Source organism: Vallitalea maricola (assembly GCF_036985595.1).
Classification (GTDB): Bacteria; Bacillota; Clostridia; order Lachnospirales; family Vallitaleaceae; genus Vallitalea; species Vallitalea maricola.
In genome coordinates, this window is sequence record NZ_BTPU01000076.1 from 64,664 (window position 1) to 87,587 (window position 22,924).

Annotated in this window: 32 protein-coding genes; all 32 read left to right on the plus strand. The window is 28.6% G+C overall.

Annotated features, from left to right (window positions below):
* The first annotated feature begins 16 nt into the window (after positions 1 to 16).
* Positions 17 to 535 carry a GNAT family N-acetyltransferase gene (locus tag AACQ14_RS19680; protein ID WP_339365330.1) on the plus strand — a complete coding sequence of 173 codons (519 nt, stop codon included), beginning with the start codon at positions 17 to 19 and terminating at the stop codon, positions 533 to 535.
* A gap of 505 nt (positions 536 to 1,040) precedes the next feature.
* Positions 1,041 to 1,274, plus strand: coding sequence for a hypothetical protein (locus AACQ14_RS19685; protein ID WP_339365295.1), 234 nt, complete (start codon positions 1,041 to 1,043; stop codon positions 1,272 to 1,274).
* Positions 1,253 to 1,567 carry a hypothetical protein gene (locus AACQ14_RS19690; RefSeq protein ID WP_339365296.1) on the plus strand — a complete coding sequence of 105 codons (315 nt, stop codon included), beginning with the start codon at positions 1,253 to 1,255 and terminating at the stop codon, positions 1,565 to 1,567. The genes AACQ14_RS19685 and AACQ14_RS19690 overlap by 22 nt, the downstream gene beginning before the upstream one ends.
* Before the next feature lie 121 nt (positions 1,568 to 1,688).
* Positions 1,689 to 1,829 (plus strand): helix-turn-helix domain-containing protein, encoded by a 141-nt coding sequence (locus tag AACQ14_RS19695; RefSeq protein ID WP_339365297.1) that lies wholly within the window; start codon positions 1,689 to 1,691, stop codon positions 1,827 to 1,829.
* Between the two features lie 87 nt (positions 1,830 to 1,916).
* Complete coding sequence (locus AACQ14_RS19700) at positions 1,917 to 2,117, plus strand: hypothetical protein (RefSeq protein WP_339365298.1); 201 nt, start codon at positions 1,917 to 1,919, stop codon at positions 2,115 to 2,117.
* Between the two features lie 146 nt (positions 2,118 to 2,263).
* Complete coding sequence (locus AACQ14_RS19705; RefSeq protein ID WP_339365299.1) at positions 2,264 to 3,061, plus strand: alpha/beta fold hydrolase; 798 nt, start codon at positions 2,264 to 2,266, stop codon at positions 3,059 to 3,061.
* 59 nt (positions 3,062 to 3,120) lie between these two features.
* A complete protein-coding gene (locus AACQ14_RS19710; protein ID WP_339365300.1) occupies positions 3,121 to 3,948 on the plus strand; it encodes a hypothetical protein in 828 nt (275 codons plus the stop codon).
* A gap of 50 nt (positions 3,949 to 3,998) precedes the next feature.
* The gene (locus AACQ14_RS19715) at positions 3,999 to 4,760 is read left to right on the plus strand and encodes a hypothetical protein (RefSeq protein WP_339365301.1); all 762 of its coding nucleotides are present in this window, start codon (positions 3,999 to 4,001) and stop codon (positions 4,758 to 4,760) included.
* Between the two features lie 80 nt (positions 4,761 to 4,840).
* Positions 4,841 to 5,254, plus strand: coding sequence for a hypothetical protein (locus AACQ14_RS19720; protein ID WP_339365302.1), 414 nt, complete (start codon positions 4,841 to 4,843; stop codon positions 5,252 to 5,254).
* 285 nt (positions 5,255 to 5,539) lie between these two features.
* Positions 5,540 to 6,433 carry an AraC family transcriptional regulator gene (locus tag AACQ14_RS19725; RefSeq protein ID WP_339365303.1) on the plus strand — a complete coding sequence of 298 codons (894 nt, stop codon included), beginning with the start codon at positions 5,540 to 5,542 and terminating at the stop codon, positions 6,431 to 6,433.
* 183 nt (positions 6,434 to 6,616) lie between these two features.
* On the plus strand, positions 6,617 to 7,321 hold the full coding sequence (locus AACQ14_RS19730) for an SAM-dependent methyltransferase (RefSeq protein WP_339365304.1): 705 nt from the start codon (positions 6,617 to 6,619) through the stop codon (positions 7,319 to 7,321).
* A gap of 144 nt (positions 7,322 to 7,465) precedes the next feature.
* A complete protein-coding gene (locus AACQ14_RS19735) occupies positions 7,466 to 8,068 on the plus strand; it encodes a hypothetical protein (protein WP_339365305.1) in 603 nt (200 codons plus the stop codon).
* Positions 8,069 to 8,189: 121 nt separating this feature from the next.
* Entirely contained in the window at positions 8,190 to 9,260 is a 1,071-nt protein-coding gene (locus AACQ14_RS19740) for a hypothetical protein (RefSeq protein WP_339365306.1), read from the plus strand.
* Between the two features lie 36 nt (positions 9,261 to 9,296).
* On the plus strand, positions 9,297 to 9,845 hold the full coding sequence (locus AACQ14_RS19745; protein ID WP_339365307.1) for a GNAT family N-acetyltransferase: 549 nt from the start codon (positions 9,297 to 9,299) through the stop codon (positions 9,843 to 9,845).
* Between the two features lie 89 nt (positions 9,846 to 9,934).
* Positions 9,935 to 10,546: a CPBP family intramembrane glutamic endopeptidase gene (locus tag AACQ14_RS19750; RefSeq protein WP_339365308.1), complete on the plus strand. Its 612-nt coding sequence runs from the start codon at positions 9,935 to 9,937 to the stop codon at positions 10,544 to 10,546.
* A gap of 138 nt (positions 10,547 to 10,684) precedes the next feature.
* A complete protein-coding gene (locus AACQ14_RS19755; protein WP_339365309.1) occupies positions 10,685 to 11,389 on the plus strand; it encodes an HAD family hydrolase in 705 nt (234 codons plus the stop codon).
* 120 nt (positions 11,390 to 11,509) lie between these two features.
* On the plus strand, positions 11,510 to 12,379 hold the full coding sequence (locus AACQ14_RS19760; protein WP_339365310.1) for an AraC family transcriptional regulator: 870 nt from the start codon (positions 11,510 to 11,512) through the stop codon (positions 12,377 to 12,379).
* A gap of 367 nt (positions 12,380 to 12,746) precedes the next feature.
* Positions 12,747 to 13,271 carry a hypothetical protein gene (locus AACQ14_RS19765; protein ID WP_339365311.1) on the plus strand — a complete coding sequence of 175 codons (525 nt, stop codon included), beginning with the start codon at positions 12,747 to 12,749 and terminating at the stop codon, positions 13,269 to 13,271.
* Complete coding sequence (locus tag AACQ14_RS19770) at positions 13,237 to 13,458, plus strand: hypothetical protein (RefSeq protein ID WP_339365312.1); 222 nt, start codon at positions 13,237 to 13,239, stop codon at positions 13,456 to 13,458. The genes AACQ14_RS19765 and AACQ14_RS19770 overlap by 35 nt, the downstream gene beginning before the upstream one ends.
* Positions 13,459 to 13,527: 69 nt before the next feature.
* Positions 13,528 to 13,974, plus strand: a complete 447-nt coding sequence (locus AACQ14_RS19775; protein WP_339365313.1) for an ATP-binding protein — start codon at positions 13,528 to 13,530, stop codon at positions 13,972 to 13,974.
* Entirely contained in the window at positions 13,964 to 14,722 is a 759-nt protein-coding gene (locus tag AACQ14_RS19780; RefSeq protein WP_339365314.1) for a tRNA(His) guanylyltransferase Thg1 family protein, read from the plus strand. The genes AACQ14_RS19775 and AACQ14_RS19780 overlap by 11 nt, the downstream gene beginning before the upstream one ends.
* A 268-nt stretch (positions 14,723 to 14,990) precedes the next feature.
* A complete protein-coding gene (locus tag AACQ14_RS19785; RefSeq protein ID WP_339365315.1) occupies positions 14,991 to 15,986 on the plus strand; it encodes an alpha/beta hydrolase in 996 nt (331 codons plus the stop codon).
* Between the two features lie 446 nt (positions 15,987 to 16,432).
* Complete coding sequence (locus tag AACQ14_RS19790) at positions 16,433 to 16,984, plus strand: DEAD/DEAH box helicase family protein (RefSeq protein ID WP_339365316.1); 552 nt, start codon at positions 16,433 to 16,435, stop codon at positions 16,982 to 16,984.
* Positions 16,985 to 17,008: 24 nt separating this feature from the next.
* Entirely contained in the window at positions 17,009 to 17,962 is a 954-nt protein-coding gene (gene blaOXA / locus AACQ14_RS19795) for a class D beta-lactamase (RefSeq protein ID WP_339365317.1), read from the plus strand.
* Positions 17,963 to 18,056: 94 nt separating this feature from the next.
* Positions 18,057 to 18,212: a hypothetical protein gene (locus AACQ14_RS19800; protein ID WP_339365318.1), complete on the plus strand. Its 156-nt coding sequence runs from the start codon at positions 18,057 to 18,059 to the stop codon at positions 18,210 to 18,212.
* Between the two features lie 211 nt (positions 18,213 to 18,423).
* Positions 18,424 to 18,888, plus strand: coding sequence for a VOC family protein (locus AACQ14_RS19805; RefSeq protein ID WP_339365319.1), 465 nt, complete (start codon positions 18,424 to 18,426; stop codon positions 18,886 to 18,888).
* 47 nt (positions 18,889 to 18,935) lie between these two features.
* Positions 18,936 to 19,673 carry a metallophosphoesterase family protein gene (locus tag AACQ14_RS19810; protein WP_339365320.1) on the plus strand — a complete coding sequence of 246 codons (738 nt, stop codon included), beginning with the start codon at positions 18,936 to 18,938 and terminating at the stop codon, positions 19,671 to 19,673.
* An 18-nt stretch (positions 19,674 to 19,691) separates the two neighbouring features.
* Positions 19,692 to 20,345, plus strand: coding sequence for a zinc dependent phospholipase C family protein (locus AACQ14_RS19815; RefSeq protein ID WP_339365321.1), 654 nt, complete (start codon positions 19,692 to 19,694; stop codon positions 20,343 to 20,345).
* Between the two features lie 105 nt (positions 20,346 to 20,450).
* Positions 20,451 to 20,888, plus strand: coding sequence for a hypothetical protein (locus tag AACQ14_RS19820; RefSeq protein ID WP_339365322.1), 438 nt, complete (start codon positions 20,451 to 20,453; stop codon positions 20,886 to 20,888).
* Between the two features lie 304 nt (positions 20,889 to 21,192).
* Positions 21,193 to 21,579 (plus strand): HIT family protein, encoded by a 387-nt coding sequence (locus AACQ14_RS19825; protein WP_339365323.1) that lies wholly within the window; start codon positions 21,193 to 21,195, stop codon positions 21,577 to 21,579.
* 16 nt (positions 21,580 to 21,595) lie between these two features.
* Positions 21,596 to 22,594, plus strand: coding sequence for a methyltransferase domain-containing protein (locus AACQ14_RS19830; protein WP_339365324.1), 999 nt, complete (start codon positions 21,596 to 21,598; stop codon positions 22,592 to 22,594).
* Between the two features lie 58 nt (positions 22,595 to 22,652).
* Positions 22,653 to 22,924: GNAT family N-acetyltransferase (locus AACQ14_RS19835; protein ID WP_339365326.1), on the plus strand; the 272-nt coding region annotated here is incomplete at its 3' end.

Here is a 22,924-nt window from a genome sequence, read left to right on the forward strand (position 1 = left end):
AACAGGTCGAATAATAATACGAGATTTTGAACGAAAAGATGCAGAGAACCTTTATAGGATTACTAGAGAGAAGAACATTTCTCGCTTTATGCCTGACTGGTCAGAAAATAGTAATTCACCAGAAGCATATTGGGGATATATTGACTGGCATCAAACCCAAAAAGATTCAAAAAATATTTATGAGAATAAAAGATATGCTATTGCATTACCTAATACAGATGAGATGATTGGGATGGTAGGCATGGGACTTGAAGATACATTGAATGAAGTTGAAGTAGCATATTTTATGTCTGAAAAATATCAAAGGAACGGATATACAAGAGATGCTATTAATGCATTAGTGGATTGGTGTTTTAAAGTATCAGATATTAAATACCTTATATTAACAATTGATTCTGCAAACATTCCATCATGTAACCTTGCAGAGAAGTGCGGTTTTGAGTTGTTTGAGAAGAGGATACCAATCGGACATGTACAACCAAACATGGAAAGTGATAGTTATTTCTATTACCGAAAATATCGCAAATTAACGTAGAATCGGACAACAGGTAAATATACTAATAAGTTAGTAACTCATTCTTTCGGGGGATTGCCCAGACATATATGTTTGGAATAAATACTCATGGTGCAGACTGGGATAGTGTAGAGGAAAAAAGAAAAATGAAATGAAAAGGAAGTTGAGAAACTTGCTAGGATAATTAAAGATAAAAGTATCAATGTAAAACCTTGTCTTAAGGTAAAAGGTTTATTCTATGTAATGAGATTTATGCAGAAAAAGTTTTAATTTCATCAAGCTGATGTTAAGTACTGGGAGTCATTTGGCTGGCTTGACAAAAAAAGACCATGGAAGAGTAAAAAACAAATTCTTGTAGTTAAAATAACTATCTATCTTCGGGGATCTATAAGGGGGACTAGAGTTGAATAAGTTAATACGTATAACTATAATAGTATTATCTATTTTTATTTCATATATGATATATAGAAGTTAATATAATGTTAAGCCAGAAGCGAAAGATATTGAAAGAGCAATTGGAGAATTTTTGAAAAGCAATGTAATAGTTAAAGAAATGATTAATATTGAGAATAAGATAGTTGTATATTATACATTTGGAGGTAATGATATTATTGGTTCAACAATATTACATAGAGGGATTAACTTTAAATATAGAATAAGAGATGCAGGATATAGTAAAAGAAATGTGATTTTGGCTGGACATTCATTTAATGTTAACGGAAAAAATATCTGGCTATTATGGGAACAAACTATGATTTAAGGATAAGTGAATTTAATATTGAAACATATTCAGGTGAAATATTTAACGCAAAAACTCAAGGTAAAAGAGAGTTATTAATGATTTTTGAAACAAAAGAGAAAACTTATATTAAAAATTATGTATTATATGATGAGAAAAGGAAAGATATTACTAAAGAAATGCTTTCGTATTTAACTACTAGTGAAGCTAGCGGTTCAGGAGTAGGTACAGAAGATTTATTATATGAGTTATGTTTTGGTGTCTTAATAATAGGATTTATTATATCTAGAATATTTAAAGATAACAGACGTTAGACCATATAGACTGCTTAAAATAAGACTTGCAACTGATAGTTGCGGATGTTCAAGGTCTATTAGCTAGAATGCAACCGGAGATAATGCTATACTGTGAGCATAAAAAAAGGAGGTTTTTTATATGAATTTAGGAGAAAAACTACAACAACTTAGAAAATCAAAGGGTATTTCACAAGAGAAATTGGCTGAAAAACTAAATGTTTCTACAATTTCAATCTATTTGGACAACAAAAGAAGTACTGTCAAGTGGATTCCCAGTTAATGTTATAGGTATATTAATTATCGCTACAGCTTGGGGATTTTTTGAGGGATTTAATTATGTAGTAATCAGCGATAAAGTTAATCAGAGGTGGGTAATGGCAATAAAAAGATAATAATGATGAACCTTTACTACGAAAATTCAAGGGCTGAGGGACACGTAAAGATTATATTTGGTAAGAGTTCTTTAATATTCCCGATAGACAGTATATTAGAGTTACTGGTATTAAAAGAAAAAAATATATGGAATATGGGCTCTAAGGTTAAGAAGAATAAAATCTATATTGCTTGAAATATTTAATAAGTACATATTGAGGAAGGAAATAATTATGATAAAAGTGTTTAAAAGTAACAAAAAGAAACAAAAAGAAACAACAAGTCATAGAATCATATAATCATTTACTAGAGTTATGGAATGTTGATTATCGAGAGGTAGATTTGAAAACTCAATTTGGGACAACACATTGTATTATATCAGGAAATAAGGCTAATCCACCATTATTAATGTTTCATGGTGTTGGTGATAATTCAGCTGTAATGTGGATTTTGAATATTCAAGAATTGTCTGAGCATTTTTATTGTATATCGGTTGATACACTAGGAGGTCCAGGTAAAAGTATACCAAACAAAAATTTTACCAAGAAAGAATTCAATCAAGTAGAATGGATTAATGATATAGTGAGGCAACTAGAAATAAGTAATATTAATATTTTAGGTATATCAAATGGTGCATATATGGCTTATAACTATTTAACATATGAAAGTAATACAATAAATAAAGTGGTTTGCCTAGAAGGTGGTATGGTAATTGGTAATCCTTATAAAAATATGATAAGAACAGTATTAATAATGTTTCCACATATTCTATTACCAAACAGAAGTAATATGATAGCTATATTGAAGAAATTAAGTTCACCTGAATCTAATTTTATCAATAATTGTCCTGACGTGGTAAATCACATGATTATGGTAATGAAATCCCATAATCAGAAAGCAATGTTTGCACATAATCTAGAAAAATATAAAAAAGAGAAAGAAATATTGGTAAGAGATAAACTATTATTTTTAATTGGCAATTATAAGGTAGATAATAAGAAGGAGTTTATAGATGTATTAGAAGATGGACGGTATAATTATAAGATTATTAAAGGTGCTGGACACGGCATAAACCATGAACAACCTAAAACAGTAAATAGTGAAATAATACAGTTTTTATTAAAAGATTCGGGAATATGAACCGAATAATAAGTAAGTACATTATTTTGATACATTAATTAGTTAGGGGAGAAATTATAATGAAAAAAATATTTATTATACTGAGCATCTTTCTTATTTTAGTTGCTTGGAAAGGGAATATCATAAAAACTGCTTCAGTAGAAGATAGCCCTTCAACAAATAGTAATATAGAAAAAGAGAAAGGCGAAGTAAATGAAACTAGTAATATAGAAAAGTCAATAGAAAAACCCATAGAAAACATAAATAGTGAATCTAGTAGTTTAAGTAAAAGGATAAATGATTACATTGAGAATAATTTAGATTCAGAGTATTTTGATGCTGAATTATGTAAAATGTATAGTCAAGTACTTCTTAGTGAAATGCCTTTTTCTTTTAAATTTATAGTAGCAGAATCTGAAAATGAATATTATCTAAATGATATATCCTACGATGAATATAAGTTTATACCTAATCATTTTAGCTTTATAGATATGAATAATGATAAGGTTCCAGAGATTGTGATTGAAGGAAGTATAGATAAATCAGCAGGATTTGTATTAGTTTTGAGAGAGTATGATGGAAGAGTAATTGGTCATGAGTTTAGCCATCGACAGATGAGTGATATTAAGAGAGATGGAACTTATCATGCCTCAGGCGGTGCAGCTTATAATGGTTATTATCAATTATCCTTTAATGAAGATTCATATTCACAGCATAATATCGTTCGAATGGATGCTGAAGAGGATTCAAACGGTAAACTCAAGACAATTTATTTTATATCTGAAAAACAGGTTGAAGAGAAGGCTTTCTGGGAATTATGGGAAGTTCAAAAAAATAAAGAAAAACCTATTTGGGTAGATTTTGAGTTGAAGAAAGAAGATGAATCAGAAATTAAGATTATGAATTAGACATAGTTCATAGCGGGAAATGATTAATTTGATTAAAATTAGGAGTATATATGAATGATTTAAGTTTCTACATAATTCTATTGGTTTCAATACCAATTTTAAATGTTTTTGCAATTCGTCGGCAAGAAAAAGTAATAAAAGCAGTAAATAAAAAGAGAAGATATGGAGTATTTTTAACCGCAGTTTTATTTAGTATTCCTTTGTTTTTATTTATTGTTATGTTCAATAATGTTGAAGTAATAAGTCTATTTGTAGCAATTGACATTAGGATAGTTACCATATTAATTTTCTTATTGTTAGTTATTATTTTTTTAATTTGCAATAAATTTTTATATGTAGTTGATAATTACAGTCGCTATGAAAAAGAGAAATCTTTTCGTAAGCAAAGTTTTAAAAATTGGAGTTATTATATTATTAAATTTCCTGCAAGCAGTATAAGAAATATGATGAAGATGCCTCCTGTTAGTAAATACTCAAAACCAGATCCTAAGTTATTTAAAGAGTATCATCTTAATAGTTTGAATACACCACCGGTACATATTCAATTTATATTAATACTAATTATTTATGTATTTACTAGTTTTGGCTTCTTTATATCAGATTATATTATGGGTGATTGGGCTGTGATTTATACTAATTTATATATACTACCATTTGTTCTTTTGATGACATTTATGAATGGTTTTATTTTTGGAATGATAAGATTTATGGAATATATTTTTAAGAAGAATATCAATGAAATAGTACAAGTTTTACTTTTTTGTATGATGTATGTTTTGGTGATTGATGGTATTTGGCTACTGATAAAATAAAAGTATATTTAGCATCAATTATAAAATAGAATCATGTGACACAAATTATAAAACAACAAAATACCAATTTATAAGGAGAGATGAAGTATGGGGTATTAGCTATACAAATACCAGAAGTTAGTAGTATGGCAATACAAAGAGCAGTTGAAGAAACAGCGATGAATGTGAAATGGAGTCATAGATTTAATAAAAGTTCGGAATTTAATTATGATAAGATGGATTATTACTACAGTATATGTGTTGAATTAAGTAAAGAAATTAATTTATGGGAAACAGATTATTATCATATTATGGATAATCATCAAAATATTATTGATTGGTATAAGTCCACGGGTATGAAGCCATATCTAGAAAAACTTGAATGTGAAGAAGATAGATTGAGTTTTGAAAAAGAAGTACTAGAAAGAATTATGAAGAGCTATAGAATACAACTTGATAGAAGAGTTTTATTTCCATTTAAACGTCTATTTTTCATAGTTTACAAATCTAACTAAAGTATATAAACTTAGTTGGAAACATAGGAAATACTATATGTCGTTAGATAAAAAATTATGTTTACCTAAGCCTTATTTAACTCAATGATGACGTTAGTACGTACATTTACTCTCAATGAATAAAGGCTATAAGGGGTAGGTAGAAGTTGGCATAAATGTATTTATAAATATCATTTAACAAATGAATTTCATTTAACTAAGTTTTAGCAAGTAAACAAAATTGTGCATAAAAAGTTGCTAATTAAAATTTTATATATAATATTCTTTAATTGAGGAGGGATTAATATGGATTGGCTAACAAAAATGAATTTGGCAATTGATTACATTGAAGAAAACTTAACACAAGATATAAATTTCAATGAAGTTGCTATGAGAGCTTGTTGTTCATCTTATAATTTCCAACGTATGTTTGCATTCATAACTGATATTTCATTGGCTGAATATATTAGACGAAGAAGAATGACACAAGCGGCATTGGAATTACAAAATTCCAACAGTAAAGTAATTGATGTAGCTATAAAATATGGATATGATTCCGCAACATCTTTTGCAAGAACTTTTAGAGCACTTCATGGATTAACTCCAACCCAATCAAAACAAGATGGTGTAAAATTGAAAGCCTATCCTAAAATTTCCTTTCAAATTTCAATTAAAGGAGATAAAGAAATGGATTACAGGATTGAAACCAAAGAGGCTTTTGAGATTTTCGGTATTGAAACAATAGTATCATTAACAGGAAAAAAAGGATATCTAAGTCCAGCAGAGCTCTGGCAAACATGTCAAAAAAATGGAGAGTATGATAGACTTCTTTCAAATGCAGGGGATTTGCCAACTTTTCTACCTCAAGACTTATGCAAAATACATGGGGCAGAATATTATCGTAAGACAGAAGAAAATACTTTCCCGTATATGCTATGTTCATTTGTATCAAAAAGCAGTAACACAAAGGGATATAAAACTATTCATATTCCTGCACAGACATATGTTGTTTTAGAATCACCAAAATTTAAATGGGGAGATGAATTCTTCAAAGTACTAACTACTTTGCAGAAAAGATTTTATAGTGAATGGTTACCAACAGCAAATTATGAAAGAGCTGATAGCGCAAATTTTGAGATTTATGGCGGTACAGAGAAATATGGATATATTGAACTGTGGTATCCTATCATCAAGAAATAATTATTATCACATCTACCTAACAGAGTTTATTATCAAGAGTGAGTTGAAATCATAATCAATACATCCATAACAACCACTAAAAAAGAACAAGGTGGATGTTATGGATGTATTAGAAGTAAAACGTATTATAGGTACTAAAGTTTAGCATAATGAGCAAAAGGTTAGGAAGGTAGGTAAGGTTCTATGTTTGAAAATAGTTATAATTATGATGAAGAGTTCATTAAGAGCAACATGATGGGTCCTAACTCAATGAGGATTATTTCAGAGTTGGCAGAATCATTAAAATTAGAAAAAGGAATGCGAGTACTTGACCTAGGATGTGGAAAAGGTTTAACTTCAATATATTTAGCTAAGGAATATGGTGTAACTGTTTATGCAACAGATTTATGGATTAGTGCAACAGATAATTTTGAAAGAATAAAAGCTATGCATTTGGAAGATAAAATAATACCAATACACGCAGATGCTTATAATTTACCGTACGCTAAAGAGTACTTTGATGTTGCAGTAAGTGTAGATGCATATCATTATTTTGGTTGTACAAAAGACTATTTAACAAATTACTTAGCTCCACTTGTAAAAAAAGATGGGCAAATTGCAGTAGCAATTCCTGGGATAATAAAAGAATTTACCAATGGAATACCAGAAGAATTAAATCCATACTTAACTGAAGATATGAATTTTCATTCTTGTGAATGGTGGTATAACCTATGGAGCAAATCGGAATTAGTTAGTATTGAAGATTGTACTGAAATGAATTGCTTAAAAGATGCATGGAATGACTGGCTTTCCACTGATAATATTTATGCTAAGGAAGATATTAAAATGTTAAATGCTGAAGGTGGTAATTATTTTAATTTGGTATCAATAATAGCTAGAAAGTTATAGATTAAAAGAAATAAAAATGAAGCATCTACTAATAAAACCTAAAAAAAACACATCATTGAAATAGAATTAATATAGAGGTTTAGATGGGTATTTCTTACATTGTAAAGAGTTTATAAATAAATTTGGTTAAACGGAGTAGATTATATGAAAAAAAATATTCTCACTGGTTGCTTATTAATAGTAATTTTAGGCTTAATACTTATTTATCATATCAAAGATAGGAATCTAAATGATTATGAAAAAGAAGAATTAGATAAAGAATGTATCGCAATTGAAGATGATGAAATTGAAAGATTAAATGATTATTTATCAATATTTGCAAGAGTTGAGCAACAATCTTTTGAACAAAATAATGTATCTGATGTTAATTTAATTACCTTCGGTTTATTTTATAACCTTTGGTATAATGATAAAGTAGATAGATATGTAACTGATGAACTAGTGAGCGAAACAAGCCTTAATTTCTTTGGTAAGTCAATAGGTAAGCACCAAAATATTGATGAATTAGTAGATTATGCTGATAATAAATATGATATATCTGAAATTCAAATGCCGGAATCATTTGGATTGTATAGTGAAGTTGATAATATACTAAATAACGGAGATGGAACATATACAATTTACTCAACAAACTATATTGAATATATATATGATGATTCAATTCATATTAAAAGCTATAATAGAAGTATTATAAAGAAGGTAGAAGAAAAATATATTTTGTTAGAATATATAAATTATAATAAATAGAAATTTATTTTAAGAAAATAAAGGATTTCTTTTTAGAGGGGAACACAGGTAATAGTGTAACGTTAGTTAATAATTAGATAGGTTATGGAAATACATTTTACTAATGTTTAAAGGAGGAAAAATGGGTACGTTTTGTTCAAATTTACAATTAAAAAGAAAAAAATTTATTGATACTGATACTGTTGTAGATGCAATTGGTGTAATGATGAAGAATTCAGGTTATGTTGAAGCTGAAGCATCTGATTTTGATAGGAAGATTACATTAATTGCACGACCAGATGCTAAATGGATGTCACTCTTTGATAGTAATCTTGATGCCTCAAATATTGAACTGTCAACAGATATGGCTATCTCTTTAGGTAAGGTAATTGATACGGAAATCCTTTGTATAAGTGTAATTGATAGTGACTACTTTAATATTGAATTATTTAGAGATGGGAAAATGAAAGCTAACATAACAAATTTAAATGAAATGAGTACTGTTAGTTATAAGAATATAAAGGCATGGATTAATTGTGGTGAAGAAATTGACAGTAAAACTATAAAATCAATTTTCAGTAAACACACAGTCTTTGTAGATGATAAGATTAGTGAATTTGTTAATATAGTTTCTATAGATAATTCATTATGCCTTCTAAGCCATAGGCATTTACAGGAGTTAGATTTGAATTCTGCAATTACATTATTTTTCAAGAATGTAAAAGAAGAGCAGGAAGATACGGAATTAGATCAGACTAAATTACAATTTGTAAGTTATTATATGGAGTATAAATCTAATATTGGTGATAATAAATCATATAAATTTACAGTAAAGAATCTTGGGAAATCATCAGTAGGTTTTCAGGTTATAATATGTGGTGAAGCCATCAATTCAGGTTTTATATCAGCTAGTGATTGTCAATTGAGTGTTGATGATATAAGTTTAAACAAGAAATTTTGGAAAGTTACATTACAAAACGGTACGAATGGTTATGTGTGTGATTTTTCGGACTTGGTTATTCCAGATAGTTGCAATATTGATTATCCACAAACCCAGAAGTACTTTAAGATACTAATCAAAAGTTATATTAGTGTTAATATAAGTTTTGAGAATCACCGTAAGTGTAATTCTGATATGTTTATATATTTTTTACCAATTAAGAATGCAAGAGAGGTACAAGTTGGAACAAATATGAAGGTAGAGATTATTTAACAACTAATATAAAAGAATGGAGATGAGGTGTTTTTTATGATACCTAAAGTAATATTAAGAGATTTAATTTTAGATGATTTAGAGGATAGATATAAGTGGTCTTTAGATAAGGAAGTTACAAAATATCTATCTATTCCAAACAAATATCCTCCATTCACTAGAGAAGAAACTAAGGTATGGATTAAAATGTGTATTGACAGAACTAATGGATATTTACAAAAAGCTATATTAACAGAAGATAATGTACATATTGGATGGGTAGATTTGAAAAATTTTGATGATGTTAATAGTAATGCAGAATTAGGAATAACAATTGGAAATAAAGAATTTTGGGGTAAGGGATATGGTGCTGCTGCTATAAAAGCTATGTTACAGATAGGTTTTGTAGAATTGAAACTTAATAAAATTTGGTTGCGTGTTGACTATGATAACGAAAATGCAATTAAATGTTATACTAGAATAGGTTTTATTAGTGAAGGGATTTTAAGAGAAGATAGATTTCGACATGGAGAGTATATTGATAGATTAAGATTTAGTATTTTACTAAAGGATCTTAAAGAGATACGTTACGATAGTCTAAAATAAATCTATTTATAAAAGTTTTATTGAATTAATACATAATGTGTATGAAGCAATAGTTTTGTATTCTATATAAAAAAATTGGAGATGATAAAATGGATAGTTTTAATCACCTTATAAATGCTATTATTCAGGTCATTGCATTTTCAATTATACCATTTATCTGGTGGATAATAAGTGATAGAAAAAATTCAACTTTTTTACATTGGTTAGGCTTTAGAAAAATTATAGTAAAAGATTATAAAAAATATATCCTATCAGTATTAGGTATGTTACTTCTTTCGTTTATAACAGTATTTTATATATTTCCTTTATATATTGATACTTCCAACAATGCAACATCACAGTTTGCAGGTAAAGGTTTTTCTGCTTTAATACCTGTTGTAATATACTCTTTTATACAGACAGGTTTATCTGAAGAAATATTTTTTAGAGGATTTCTAGCTAAAAGACTTATAAATAAATATGGATTTAGATTTGGAAATATTATTCAAGGATTATTATTTGGATTAATGCATGGAATATTCTTTTTTTGGATAGCTGGAGTAATGGGAACTATAATTATTATTGTTTTAACTGGTATGTCAGGATGGGTGAGTGGATGGATTAATGAAAAACAGTCAGGTGGTTCAATTATATCAAGTTGGGTGTTACATGGGTTAGGTAATTTTATTGCTTCTATCTCTGTAATGTTTAATATTATTTAACTGATTTCATTATTACATAATTGATTGATTCGTATTAACAATTTAATAAATACAATTGAAACAATTAGTTCTAGTATTATTAAATTAATAATCAAGCTAATACAAGCTATAAATTACCATTTACTAGGAGGTTTGAATATGTTACCAAAGGCTATTATATTTGATCTGGATGATACAATTTTATCATTAAAAGGTACTGCTAATGAGACGTGGCAATTAATGTGTGAGGAATATTCAAAAGTTAATGATAATGTTGATTCCAAAACGCTATATAAAACTATAACGGATATTAGACTCCAATATTGGAATGATAGAAAGAGCAATGATAAAGGTAGAAAAAATCAAAGGGAAGCGAGAAGAGAAATAATAGGTAATGTTTTCGGTAAGCTAAAATTGCCAAAAGAAGACATTATTCCAATTGTAGATACATTTTCAGAAAAGCGGCTTAAAGCGCTTAGATTTTTCCCAAAGGCACAAGAAACATTAGAAATTCTCATGAAAAATGGAATAAAACTAGCACTTATAACAAATGGAGAGGCTGAGATACAAAGATATAAAATAGAAAGATTTGGATTAGAAAAGTATTTTGATATTATACTGATTGAAACTGAAGTGGGATATGGAAAACCGGATATAAGAATATATAAGACTGTAATGGATTATATGAATGTTATGCCTAATGATACATGGTCTATAGGTGATAATCTTATTTGGGATGTTCAAGCACCACAGGAATTAGGAATTTATTCTATATGGAATGATTTTGAGGAGGTAGGGCTTCCAGAAGATACTATAATAGTACCTGATAGGATTATAACAAGAATTAATGATATAATAGAATAATTAACAATTTATTTTCCTTAGCTGCGTACACTTATTAGGTTTATTTAGACAAAACAAAGCAAGGTAGGATAGGAATTAACAATTTTATTTTAGTACAATTTATATTGGGAGGTGAATTAGATGAATTTTATTCAAAATTTACAAAGAGCAATCAACTATATGGAAGAGCATATATTAGAACCAATTACCTATGAAGATGTTGCAAAGCATATCTACGTGTCAAGTTACTATTTCCATAGAACATTTAGTTTAGTGACTGGTATTACAGCCAATGAGTATATCAGAAATAGAAGATTATCTATGGCGGGGCAGGAAATTTCTTTATCTGATGCAAAAGTAATTGATATTGCTTTAAAATATGGTTACAATTCGCCTGAGAGTTTTACAAAGGCATTTACTAGATTTCATGGTATTACGCCTAATGTGGCAAGGTGTGCAGGTATGAAATTAAAATCATTTAATCGCCTTCTCATTAAAATAAAATTGGAAGGTGGTACTGTTATGGATTACAGAATTGAAAAGAGAGAAGAATTTAAATTATTGGCTAAGATTAGAAAGTTTAGGAATGAATCAATTTCAGAAGAGGGGAATACTGAAATTCCAGACTTTTGGAAAGAATGTGGCGCCAATGGTATATTTGAGGTTTTGAAACAAAATACTAATGAGCACGATATCTATGGAGTTTGTGCACCTATATCAAAAGAAAGTAAATATTTTGATTATGGTATTGGTATGAAATTTAGTAGTGGTAATTTACCTGAAGGATATTCCATATGGGAGGTAAAACCTACATTATGGGCTGTATTTAAATGTATTGGTGAAACTGCGGATTGTATAGGGGAAACATGGAGTAAGATCTTTTCTGAGTTTCTTCCAGGTTCAGAATATAATATGATTGATGATACTGATTTTGAATTGTACTCACAAGATCTTGAGACAGATTGTTTTTGCGAAATATGGATTCCTATAGAGAAAAAGACAAATGCATAATAATTATTATTTGTAATTTTCAATACCAAATGAAATATATAGCAGTTGCAATTAATGAATGGGGAAAAGTTTATAAATCTCACCAGTTGAAAATAAACAGTTAATTTTAAGGGTTATATTTATAATAATACCATTATTAGGATTATTAATTGGACTTTATCTCCTTATTAATTAAAGTAAGTAAAAAGAAGTTTTTACAGGTCTAGTCAGAGACGTCGGGAGTATAAATCTGCGACCTCTAGTATTTGTGGAAATGTAGAATCTAGAAGTAATGAATTTAAGTTATGGTTGAGTACTTATGAATTCTACATTAGAATATAGGAAATTACTATAAAAGGTGCTTTAAGAATTAAGGATGTGAATGAGTATGAGAGAAGTAATTGCAAAAATAAATACTAATGATAAAAATCTCAATAAAATTTGGTTAGAGTATGCAAAAGCTTATAATTCTGGTCTAAAGAAACAAAGCAAAAAGTTAATGGATGATTTAATAGTATATTTAAAGAGGCTTGATAAAAATCTCTTGGAACTGTTTGTAGATTATTGTAGTGAGGCTAAATATGATAAGAATCCTGATTTAATAATTCAGTATCCACTTGTGAAAGAAGTTATTTTCCCTCATTTATTTGAGAAATCTCAACGAAAATCACCAATTCATATGCGATGGCTCTATATGTTTATGAGAACAGATAAGGTGTTTTATAAACTAGTTGTTAATGAATTTGGTAATCCATTTAAACTATTGTTGGAATCATATGACTTGGACCCTAATGATAGAATCACGATTGATACCATAGTGAAAGGATATATTAACGATTTATGGTATGGAAGCCATCATATTCCTGAGGGAGTAATTTATGAAAAAGACTATTGTTATGACTTTGCTGAGTGACTTTAAAGATTTTTTAGAACGAATACCTATAGAACTGAAACAAAAGTATAGTAGTGAGTATCAGTATTACTATAATCTTTATACAGATTGGTATACTTTTAAAGACTTAAATATAGATATTAGTTTTGTTGATTGGTGCAGCCAATCTAATAAAACATATGATTTCGTTAAGTCATATTATTACTAAAGTTGGAGCATTCTCTTAAGAGTAATATATTTATAGATTTGTTTTGAAATAGAGTAAGGAGAGAATAATATGGAAGGAATAGTTTTCATAGGAATACAAGCTAGTGGGAAAAGTAGCTTCTATAAACAATTATTTTTCAATACACATATGAGGCTAAATTTAGATATGCTAAAAACAAGAAATAGGGAAAGAATTCTTATTGATGCTTGTATAAGAGCAAAACAACCCTTAGTTATTGATAATACTAATCCAGCTGTTGCAGACAGAGAGAAGTATATATCAAAGTTAAAAGAAGGAAAATTTAAAGTTATTGGTTATTATTTTAAATCAACTCTCAATGATGCTATAATTCGTAATGAACTGAGGAAAGGAAAAGAAAAAATTCCCCAATTAGGTATCTTAAGTACATATAATAAGTTAGAACTACCTTCTTATAAAGAAGGTTTTGATAAATTATACTATGTATCTTTAAAAAATAATAAATATATAATTGAGGAGTGGAATGATGAAATTTAATGAAATAGATAAAAAAATGAGAATATATGAAACTTCCAAGGATTATAACGTTTTACCTGGTATATATATTGTAACTAGAATAGATGGAAGAAATTTTACTAGACTAACTAAAGAGATACATAAATTTCAAGCTCCTTTTGATTGTCAGTTTAGAGATTACATGATAGAAACAACTAAACATTTGATGACTTGTGGATTTAGAATTATATATGGTTTTACTCAAAGTGATGAAATTTCATTGCTATTTCACTTGGAAGATTCAACTTTTGGGAGAAAAGTAAGGAAAATAAATTCTATACTAGCTGGAGAAGCAAGCGCAAAGTTTACAAATCTATTAGGGGACATTGGATGTTTTGATTGTAGAGTATCGGAGTTACCAAATCTAGAAGCAGTAATTGATTATTTTCAATGGAGACAAGCAGATGCTCATAGAAATTCTCTTAATGCTCATTGTTATTGGACATTAAGGAGAAAAGGAATTTCAGCCATTGAAGCAACTAACTTTCTATCTAGTAAAACAGTAGCTAATAAAAATGAATTATTATATAATGAGGGAATTAACTATAATGATTTGCCTATATGGCAAAAGAGAGGTATAGGAATATATTGGGAAAAGTCTATTAAAAAAGGATATAATCCTATGAAAGATGAAGAAATTGAAACTACTAGGAGAAGTTTAAAAGTAGACCTTAACTTACCGTTAGGTAAAGAATATGATTTATTAATATCAAGTATAGTTAATGGTTAAGCCATCTTTCTTCTAATAAGATATATTCACGCTGTTGTGGTATCATGATTAAACCAATTCATAGATATTTAAACATGCAACCTAATAAAAAACACATTATTTAGTAAGGATGAATTTAAGTATGAATAGAGAACAATTCATATCCGGTCGCTACTTACTTAGACAAAAGGACTCTGATAGTCCAGTTAATTAAAACGATGGATAGCTTATGTTTCGTATAACAAGTATATTAATTTAACAGAAATATATATGAAAAGGAATACTTAAAATGAAAAATAAATTGGATGATTCTATATTTTGCACAATATGGTTCAAGAGAATAAAAAATGTATTTATAAGTATATTAGTTTTGTCAATAATTGTATTACTTATAATACCTATAATAATTATTGATCAAGTAAAGCAAAAAGTTACATATGAAGGAAACTTATCTGATCATCCATTACAACATATATATAATGCAAATGACTTTGACTTGGATGTTAATGAGATGAAGTTAACAACAGATGATGGGGTTAAAGTATGGGTATCAGAAGTGTTAACCCCTAATCCAAAAGGAATTATTATTTACTTAACAGGAATTAGACAACCATCGGTTACATATTTCTATGGCCATTGTAAATGGATGAAAGACGAGGGATATGCATCTATATTATTAGAAGTAAGAGGGCATGGAAATAGTGAAGGGGATGACATTTGTTTAGGTTATAAAGAGGTATCGGATGTTAAAGCAGTTATTGATTATATTAAAGAACAAGAAAAGTATGATAATATACCAATTATTGTTCAGGGAGTATCTATGGGCGGTGCCGTGGCAATTAATTCCTTTGGTTCATTAAAAGATATAGATGGGCTTATTGCTATGTCCGCTTACTCCAGTTTTGAAGATGTAGTCTATGACACAATGATAGAATATAATATTCCAGCTTTCATCTGTGAAATTGAAAGAAGCATAACAAGTTTTTATCTCACATTAGTTTTTGGCGATGAGTTTAAAGATATGAGGCCAATTAATCAGATAGGAAATATGGACGATAGACCAGCTCTTCTTATTGCATGTACTAGTGATTCTGAAGTACAAGCAAAGAATATGCATCGGTTGTTAACAGAAGCGTCAAGCAATTGTGAATGGTGGTTAAGAGATTCTTGGGAACATTTTATAATCAAGGATAGTGACTTCATCAATATGGAACAAGACAAAGAGTATTGTGATAGAATATTAAAATTTATATCAACTGTAACGAAGGGTAAAGTGAAAAATTAATTGTAAATATAGATATGACTTAATAAGTTTAATAGCGTATTAGACTTAGGATTTATGAAATCTTACAGGTGTCAACGGCACAAAAAACATACTGTGCATTGGAATAAGAGATTTAATGCCAAATGAATATATGACTATTAAAAATGAAAATATATTGTTTATATGGATAAAATGTATAAGTTGAGAATAGGGTAAGTTATAAAAGAAATTGTTAGCAGACTTGAAGAAAATACCGATGGGATATTCTTATCGTGTGATGGTCTACCAAATGTAGAGAATATTTAAAAGTTTATGAAAACAAGTAATTAGTGTAGTATCATAACATATATTTCGATAAATAATTAATTGATTTTGACTAATAAATATTTTTATAATATAATCTTAGAAATATACTAAATTAATTGCTTGTCAAAAATAATAATTTAGATTTTTAAGGGGGATTTGTTGTGAAGTTAGTGTTTTTAATTGGTGACGCAGCTGTCGGAAAAATGACAGTAGGACAAGAACTTATGAAAATTACAGATTTACGTTTGTTCCATAATCATATGACTATCGAACCCGTTATTGAAGTATTCGGCTATTTTCAAGGGAAATCAATAAGTAGATTAAGAGAAATTATCTTTGAAGAATTTGCTGCATCAGATAATTACGGATTGATATTTACATATATGTGGGCTTTTGACCAAAAATCAGATTGGGATTACGTTGAGCATGTAACTAATATCTTTAGAAAGAATGGTGCTGACGTTTATTATGTGGAACTTGTTGCACCTCAAGAAATAAGATTGAAAAGAAATAATACTGAAAATCGCTTAAAACATAAGGCTTCAAAACGGGATATTGAAATATCTAATCAAAGACTAATCAATGATGATAATAAATATCGTTGTGTTAGTAATGATGGTGAAATTCAGTTTGACAACTATATTAAAATTGATAACTCCAATATTTCGGCAGAACTTGTTGCTAAAATGATAAAAGAACGGTTTAATTTATGATTTCAATGGGGAGGATTAGAGGAAATGAAGATTGGGAAATTAGTTTTTTTAACTTTAATAATAATCAGTATACTAACGGCATGTTCAAGTAACTTAGAGGATAATAAAATTGAATCAAGTAATAGTAGTATTGATTCTAATGATAGCGAAGATGTTGAAAGTAATTTAATAGATGAAAATAAAGGGTCAAGCGACAGTAGCATTGATTCAAATAATAAAGAAGAAGTTGCATCAAGTAGTTTAGTAGATGAAAAAAAAGAATCAAGTAATATTATTATTGAATCTTATGATAAGTTTTTTGAAAATTATGATGGTTGCTTTGTTATGTATGATGAGATATCATCAAACTATCTAATCTATAATAAAGAGCAAGTTGATGAACGTATATCTCCTTGCTCAACATTTAAGATTTTAAATTCACTTATCGGACTTGAAACAGGTGTTATTGAGGGTAAGGAACATGTGTATAAATGGGATGGAAAGAAATACCCTTTTGAATCATGGAATCAAGACCACACTTTAGCTAGTGCAATAGCTAATTCAGTAGTTTGGTACTATGAAAGACTAGCGTCTGAAGTAGGGGTAGAACAAATGCAAAAATATTTAGATATGCTAGATTATGGTAATAAGGATATATCAGGTGGAATAACTAAGTTTTGGTTAACATCATCTTTTGAAGTTAGTGCTCGAGAACAAGTAGATTTATTATATAATTTATATCATGATAATCTTACGTTTAGTAAAGAAAATATGGCTATAGTAAGGGACATAATTACATTGGAATCAACCGATGACTATATATTATCTGGAAAAACAGGGACAGCAGGTTATTCTAAGATTGGTTGGTTTGTTGGAACCATACAACGAGATGATAAAACATTTTATTTCGCCACCAATATTGTAGCAGATGATAATGCAACAGGATCAAAAGCTAAAGAGATTACTTTAGAGGTATTAAAGGATTTAGAGTTGTATTAAGAAAAACATATTATACTTGATATTCACGTTAATTAATTTGTAAATATTCTTTTATAACTATTATGAAGGGAGAAATTATTTACTGAAAAATATAATGGATTCATACCTCCATGTGGCATTTATTGTGGGGGATGGATATCTAAGAGAGAAAAATCCTTGCTTAGGAGCTGAAGAACACTGTAAGCATAGAAAGTGTAAAGGAATCTATGTATGTTGTAAAGAAAAAAAGAACCATAATTATTGTTATTAGTGTAACCATGTAATAGATAATAAAGATTCATTGTATATGAGCCATCGTGTACACTTATTTCCTATGGGATAAAAGGATAGATGAAGGAATTCATATAGAGTAAAAAATGAACTACAAGAAATTGATAATAATTTTATAATTAAACTTTATGTGATATCAAGTGATTAGTTAATAAGCTGGTTACATTTGAAAGGAGAATTAAAATCTTGTTATGAATGATAATAATATTAAGTACATACACACTAATATAATTGCGGATAATTGGAAGAAACTTGCAGAGTTTTATTGTGAAGTATTCAATTGCGAACCAGTTCTACCAGAAAGAGATCTGTCTGGTGAATGGATTGATAAACTGACAGAAATAGATGGTGTTAGAGTGACTGGTATACATTTACGTCTTCCTGGAAGTGAAGAGGGTCCAACACTTGAGATATTTGAGTATGAGCCAGAAAACAAGAACCAAAGAACACAATCAATTAATTGTAAGGGTTTCACTCATATTGCATTTCATGTTGATTCAGTTGAAGAAGTACTAGAAAATTTATTGGAGCATGGAGGATCTCAAATCGGAGAAATTGTAAAAAAGGATTATGATGGAACTGGATTACTAACCGTGGTGTATGCAAAAGATCCAGAAGGGAATTTTGTTGAAATTCAGAATTGGTCAAGGCAATAATTACTTATAGTATAAAGCAATGTAGTATGTTTATGGAAGGAGTTATAATGCAAAAAATAGCTATAATTTCAGATATACATGGTAATTTACCAGCTCTAGAATCAGTATTAAAAGATATTAAGAAACGATCAATTGAAAAAGTTATATGTTTAGGTGATTTGGTTGGCAAAGGTCCTAATTCTTTAGAAGTGATAGATATTTGCAAAGAAAAATGTGATACTATTATAGCAGGAAATTGGGACAAGTACTTAGCTAATAATGATAAAGCAGGAGATGTTAGTTGGTACAGGCAACAAATCGGAAAACAAAGATTAAATTATTTACGAGATTTACCTGAAGCTATAGGTTTTTATATAAGTGGAAGATATTTAAGACTTTTTCATGCTCATCCACATAATGTATTTAAGAGAATATTCAAAAATAGTTCAATTGAAGAAAAGGAAGAAATGTTTGATATTCCAAGGATAAAAAGTATAGAAACCGATAATATTAAGGTAGATATGGTAGGATATGGAGATATTCATAGCACATTCATTGAAACAATAGGTAAAGGTAGAATATTGTTTAACGTAGGAAGTGTTGGTAATCCATGTGATTACATTACAATGGCTTCATATGTTATTATGGAGGGTGAGCTGAATAATAAAATAAAATCAAATTTTTCAATTCAATTTCAAAGAGTATCCTATAATATAGAATTATCAATAGAACATGCAAGAAAAACTAATTTACCTAAGGTGGAATCGTACATAAGAGAATTAAAAACGGCTGTATATAGTAGATAAAAATAGGGGGTATGGATTATGGCTACATGGGGATTACATATAAGAATTGCTGAAGGATTATTAAATAGAGGTTACGATTTTGATGAAGAAAGTTTTTTAGTAGGAAATATAGGACCTGATTGTGGAATGCCTAACGAAGATTGGAGTAAGTTTGAACCTCCTACAGAAGTTTCACATTGGAGTGATAAAGGGAAAAAGAATATATTTGCAGATAAGTTCTATAATGCATATTTAGATAAGGAAGTGAATGATAGGAAAGAGAAGTCATTTCTATTCGGATACTATACCCATCTTTTAACCGATATTGAATTTAAGAAATTAGTTTCAAAGAAACAAAAGGAGGATGTTAATTACCAAAGGTTAAAAACAGATAAAAAATTTATATGGACAATAAAAGAAGATTGGTACGATTTGGATCATTTATATTTCAGGGATAATCCAGAAAGTATATTTTTTAGGATATTTCAAAATATTAAATGTTTCCCTGATTATTTAGACTATTATCCTAAAGGAGCAATAATACAAAGAATAAAATATATAACAGAATTCTATCAAAATCCATCAAAAAATTTAGATAGAGAATATAAATATTTAACTAAAGAAGAAATGAACAGTTTTTTAGATAAAACATTGGATTTTATAGATAATGATTTAAAATTGAAATTAATATAGGATGGTTAATGGACAACATAAATAACACAATATTACTGTATTCAATGTACATTACTAGAGTAGAAAAATGAGATGGGTGCGGTAGATTTTTAAGGGGTGTTAAAAATGAATAAGCAAGCAAAAGATATTCTTAGAAATAATAAGAAAGAAATAATTTACTTAGTACTTATAATTACAACGATATTTATTGTAAATCAAATTATCTATACAACAAATCAGAATCATTTAATAAATTATACGATAATAAAAACCATATATAATCTTATTAAGGGATTTATAAACCTATGGATATCTTTAATAATAGTCTATATAAGTATGCAAAATATTACAGATAAGACTGTAAATTTAAAAGAATTTATAATGGATTCATTAAGTGATATTAAGCAAATTTTATATGTATATGTCATTCAGTTTATTATCTTAATAATAGTCTCTTTGTTTACTATACCAATTATATCAACTATTATAGTACAGGCATTGTTGGTATTTGTATGGCAAGTTTACTTAATTGATAATAAAAGAAACTTGAGGTTTTTACCGTAAGTGTTTCAGTAGTATTTAGTAATATAAATAAGGTTATAAAGTATATAATGATGTATTTTGGGGTTCTCATTATGATGGCTCTAATAAATTTGCTTCCAATAAAAATGGAATATTTGGAGAAAGAATTTATTATAATGGTACAATATTTTGGAGTACTTATATTAAATTACCTGACCATAATGTTTACAATTATATATATGGAGATAAAAGAAAATAAGACCAAACAGTCAGTATAAGTTAGACAAGGAATGTAAATAGATAACTAGTATGTAATATGAATTAAACTACAGGAGGTAATAGATTGATGAAGGATTGTTTGATTTGTGACAGAATCAAGATGATAAAAGATAATACAAATCCATATTTTGTCGCAGAGGAACATAGTACAGAATTACATTTCTTAGAAAAGGACTTTAAGGAGAAGTTTTTGTATGAAATGAGTATTGTTGGTGAAGCAGTATATAATGCTTTTACACCCGAAAAATTAAATTACGAGTTGTTAGGTAATGGAGATGCTCATCTTCATTGGCATATATTTCCTAGAAGGAAAGATGATGGGGATGTTAGAGGATCAGTATGGTGGACTGATAAGAACAAAATGTATTCAGAAGAAACAAAGCCATCTATGGGAGAGTTAAAAAGATTTAAGGAACAACTATATAATGAACTGAAGAAACTAATTAATTTATAATTAGGAGGAATGAGAAATGCATAAACAATATATGGATATGCTTATATGCCCTTTATGTCATAATGAATTAGAATGGCAAATCAACGAGGATAATGAGGATAGGATAATTAATGCAAATATAAAGTGCTCATCATGTCAGGCAGAATATGAAGTTAGAGATGAGATTGCGGTATTTCTGACTACATCTTTATCTAGAAACGACTTATGGGAAAAGGGTGAAAGTGGGTTAGAAAAATATTTAAGAGAAAATCCAGATATTTATAAAAAATTAATGAATACGCCAGAGAATGAATTAAATGGTGCTGATTATTGGTTTAAAGCCTCTTACCTTGAAATGAAGAGAGATTTTATTACAAGTTCTAGAATGTTTGAAAGTGCTTTTCAAAAAATATACAATGACGATTATATTAACGGTTGGAAAGCCCAAATGGATTATATAGTAAAGGAAATAAAAGATAATGAACCCATTATAGATATTGCAAGTGGCAAAGGATACCTTATTGAAAAACTATTAAAGGAAACAAAAAATTATATTGTGGCAACAGATTTTAGTCCTACAATTCTTGCAAGGAATAAAGAGTATTATAAATTTAAAGGTTTATACGATAGATTGAGCTTAATAGCTTTTGATGCAAGAAGGACTCCTTTTAGAGACAATTCAATTGTAACAATGACTAGTAATATGGGAATTCAGAACATTGAACAACCAGGAGAATTAATAAGTGAGATGAATAGGATAACTAACAGAGAGTTCATGTGTGTGATGCAGCTTATAGATGAAGATGATGAGGTACATATAAATTTCTTTAATGATCTTGGAAGTATAGCTTATGCTACAAGAGCTAATGTTATTGAAACATATAAAAAATCAGGGTTGGATATTAAGATTTGTAATTCTTTTATAGCAGATATAAAACCAACGTCTGAAGGTGAAATCATAGAAGGGGCAAGAATAGATGGTTTTCCAATAGAAGATACTAAAATTGAATTTTGTGTAGTTAAGGCAAAAAAATAATTAGGGTATTCTTCTGCAATAATAATAAGAGAAAAATTTTGCATGGAGGATGAGATGCTTGGAAAATAAATACCAATTTGAAACAGAGCGCTTAGGATTTAGACGATGGAAAGAAGAAGATAAAATACCATTTGCTAAGATGAATGCAAACACTAAAGTAATGAAGTATTTTCCAAATATTTTAAGTAAAGAACAATCGGATGAGTTTGTTGATAAAATAACTAATCATTTTATCGAGCATGGTTACGGACTTTGGGCTGTTGAGATTAAAATAACACAAAAATTTATAGGATTCATAGGCTTTTATAATGCAATATTTGAATCCTATTT

Coding starts and splice junctions, on each gene's coding strand:
- AACQ14_RS19810 (WP_339365320.1), top strand. CDS start 18,936: ATGCAAAAAATAGCTATAATTTCAGATATACATGGTAATTTACCAGCT.
- AACQ14_RS19690 (WP_339365296.1), top strand. CDS start 1,253: ATGGGAACAAACTATGATTTAAGGATAAGTGAATTTAATATTGAAACA.
- AACQ14_RS19710 (WP_339365300.1), top strand. CDS start 3,121: ATGAAAAAAATATTTATTATACTGAGCATCTTTCTTATTTTAGTTGCT.
- AACQ14_RS19695 (WP_339365297.1), top strand. CDS start 1,689: ATGAATTTAGGAGAAAAACTACAACAACTTAGAAAATCAAAGGGTATT.
- AACQ14_RS19735 (WP_339365305.1), top strand. CDS start 7,466: ATGAAAAAAAATATTCTCACTGGTTGCTTATTAATAGTAATTTTAGGC.
- AACQ14_RS19765 (WP_339365311.1), top strand. CDS start 12,747: ATGAGAGAAGTAATTGCAAAAATAAATACTAATGATAAAAATCTCAAT.
- AACQ14_RS19785 (WP_339365315.1), top strand. CDS start 14,991: ATGAAAAATAAATTGGATGATTCTATATTTTGCACAATATGGTTCAAG.
- AACQ14_RS19830 (WP_339365324.1), top strand. CDS start 21,596: ATGCATAAACAATATATGGATATGCTTATATGCCCTTTATGTCATAAT.
- AACQ14_RS19770 (WP_339365312.1), top strand. CDS start 13,237: ATGAAAAAGACTATTGTTATGACTTTGCTGAGTGACTTTAAAGATTTT.
- AACQ14_RS19805 (WP_339365319.1), top strand. CDS start 18,424: ATGAATGATAATAATATTAAGTACATACACACTAATATAATTGCGGAT.
- AACQ14_RS19745 (WP_339365307.1), top strand. CDS start 9,297: ATGATACCTAAAGTAATATTAAGAGATTTAATTTTAGATGATTTAGAG.
- AACQ14_RS19760 (WP_339365310.1), top strand. CDS start 11,510: ATGAATTTTATTCAAAATTTACAAAGAGCAATCAACTATATGGAAGAG.
- AACQ14_RS19800 (WP_339365318.1), top strand. CDS start 18,057: ATGGATTCATACCTCCATGTGGCATTTATTGTGGGGGATGGATATCTA.
- AACQ14_RS19720 (WP_339365302.1), top strand. CDS start 4,841: ATGAAGTATGGGGTATTAGCTATACAAATACCAGAAGTTAGTAGTATG.
- AACQ14_RS19755 (WP_339365309.1), top strand. CDS start 10,685: ATGTTACCAAAGGCTATTATATTTGATCTGGATGATACAATTTTATCA.
- AACQ14_RS19780 (WP_339365314.1), top strand. CDS start 13,964: ATGAAATTTAATGAAATAGATAAAAAAATGAGAATATATGAAACTTCC.
- AACQ14_RS19775 (WP_339365313.1), top strand. CDS start 13,528: ATGGAAGGAATAGTTTTCATAGGAATACAAGCTAGTGGGAAAAGTAGC.
- AACQ14_RS19825 (WP_339365323.1), top strand. CDS start 21,193: ATGAAGGATTGTTTGATTTGTGACAGAATCAAGATGATAAAAGATAAT.
- AACQ14_RS19730 (WP_339365304.1), top strand. CDS start 6,617: ATGTTTGAAAATAGTTATAATTATGATGAAGAGTTCATTAAGAGCAAC.
- AACQ14_RS19815 (WP_339365321.1), top strand. CDS start 19,692: ATGGCTACATGGGGATTACATATAAGAATTGCTGAAGGATTATTAAAT.
- AACQ14_RS19740 (WP_339365306.1), top strand. CDS start 8,190: ATGGGTACGTTTTGTTCAAATTTACAATTAAAAAGAAAAAAATTTATT.
- AACQ14_RS19715 (WP_339365301.1), top strand. CDS start 3,999: ATGAATGATTTAAGTTTCTACATAATTCTATTGGTTTCAATACCAATT.
- AACQ14_RS19820 (WP_339365322.1), top strand. CDS start 20,451: ATGAATAAGCAAGCAAAAGATATTCTTAGAAATAATAAGAAAGAAATA.
- AACQ14_RS19725 (WP_339365303.1), top strand. CDS start 5,540: ATGGATTGGCTAACAAAAATGAATTTGGCAATTGATTACATTGAAGAA.
- blaOXA (WP_339365317.1), top strand. CDS start 17,009: ATGAAGATTGGGAAATTAGTTTTTTTAACTTTAATAATAATCAGTATA.
- AACQ14_RS19750 (WP_339365308.1), top strand. CDS start 9,935: ATGGATAGTTTTAATCACCTTATAAATGCTATTATTCAGGTCATTGCA.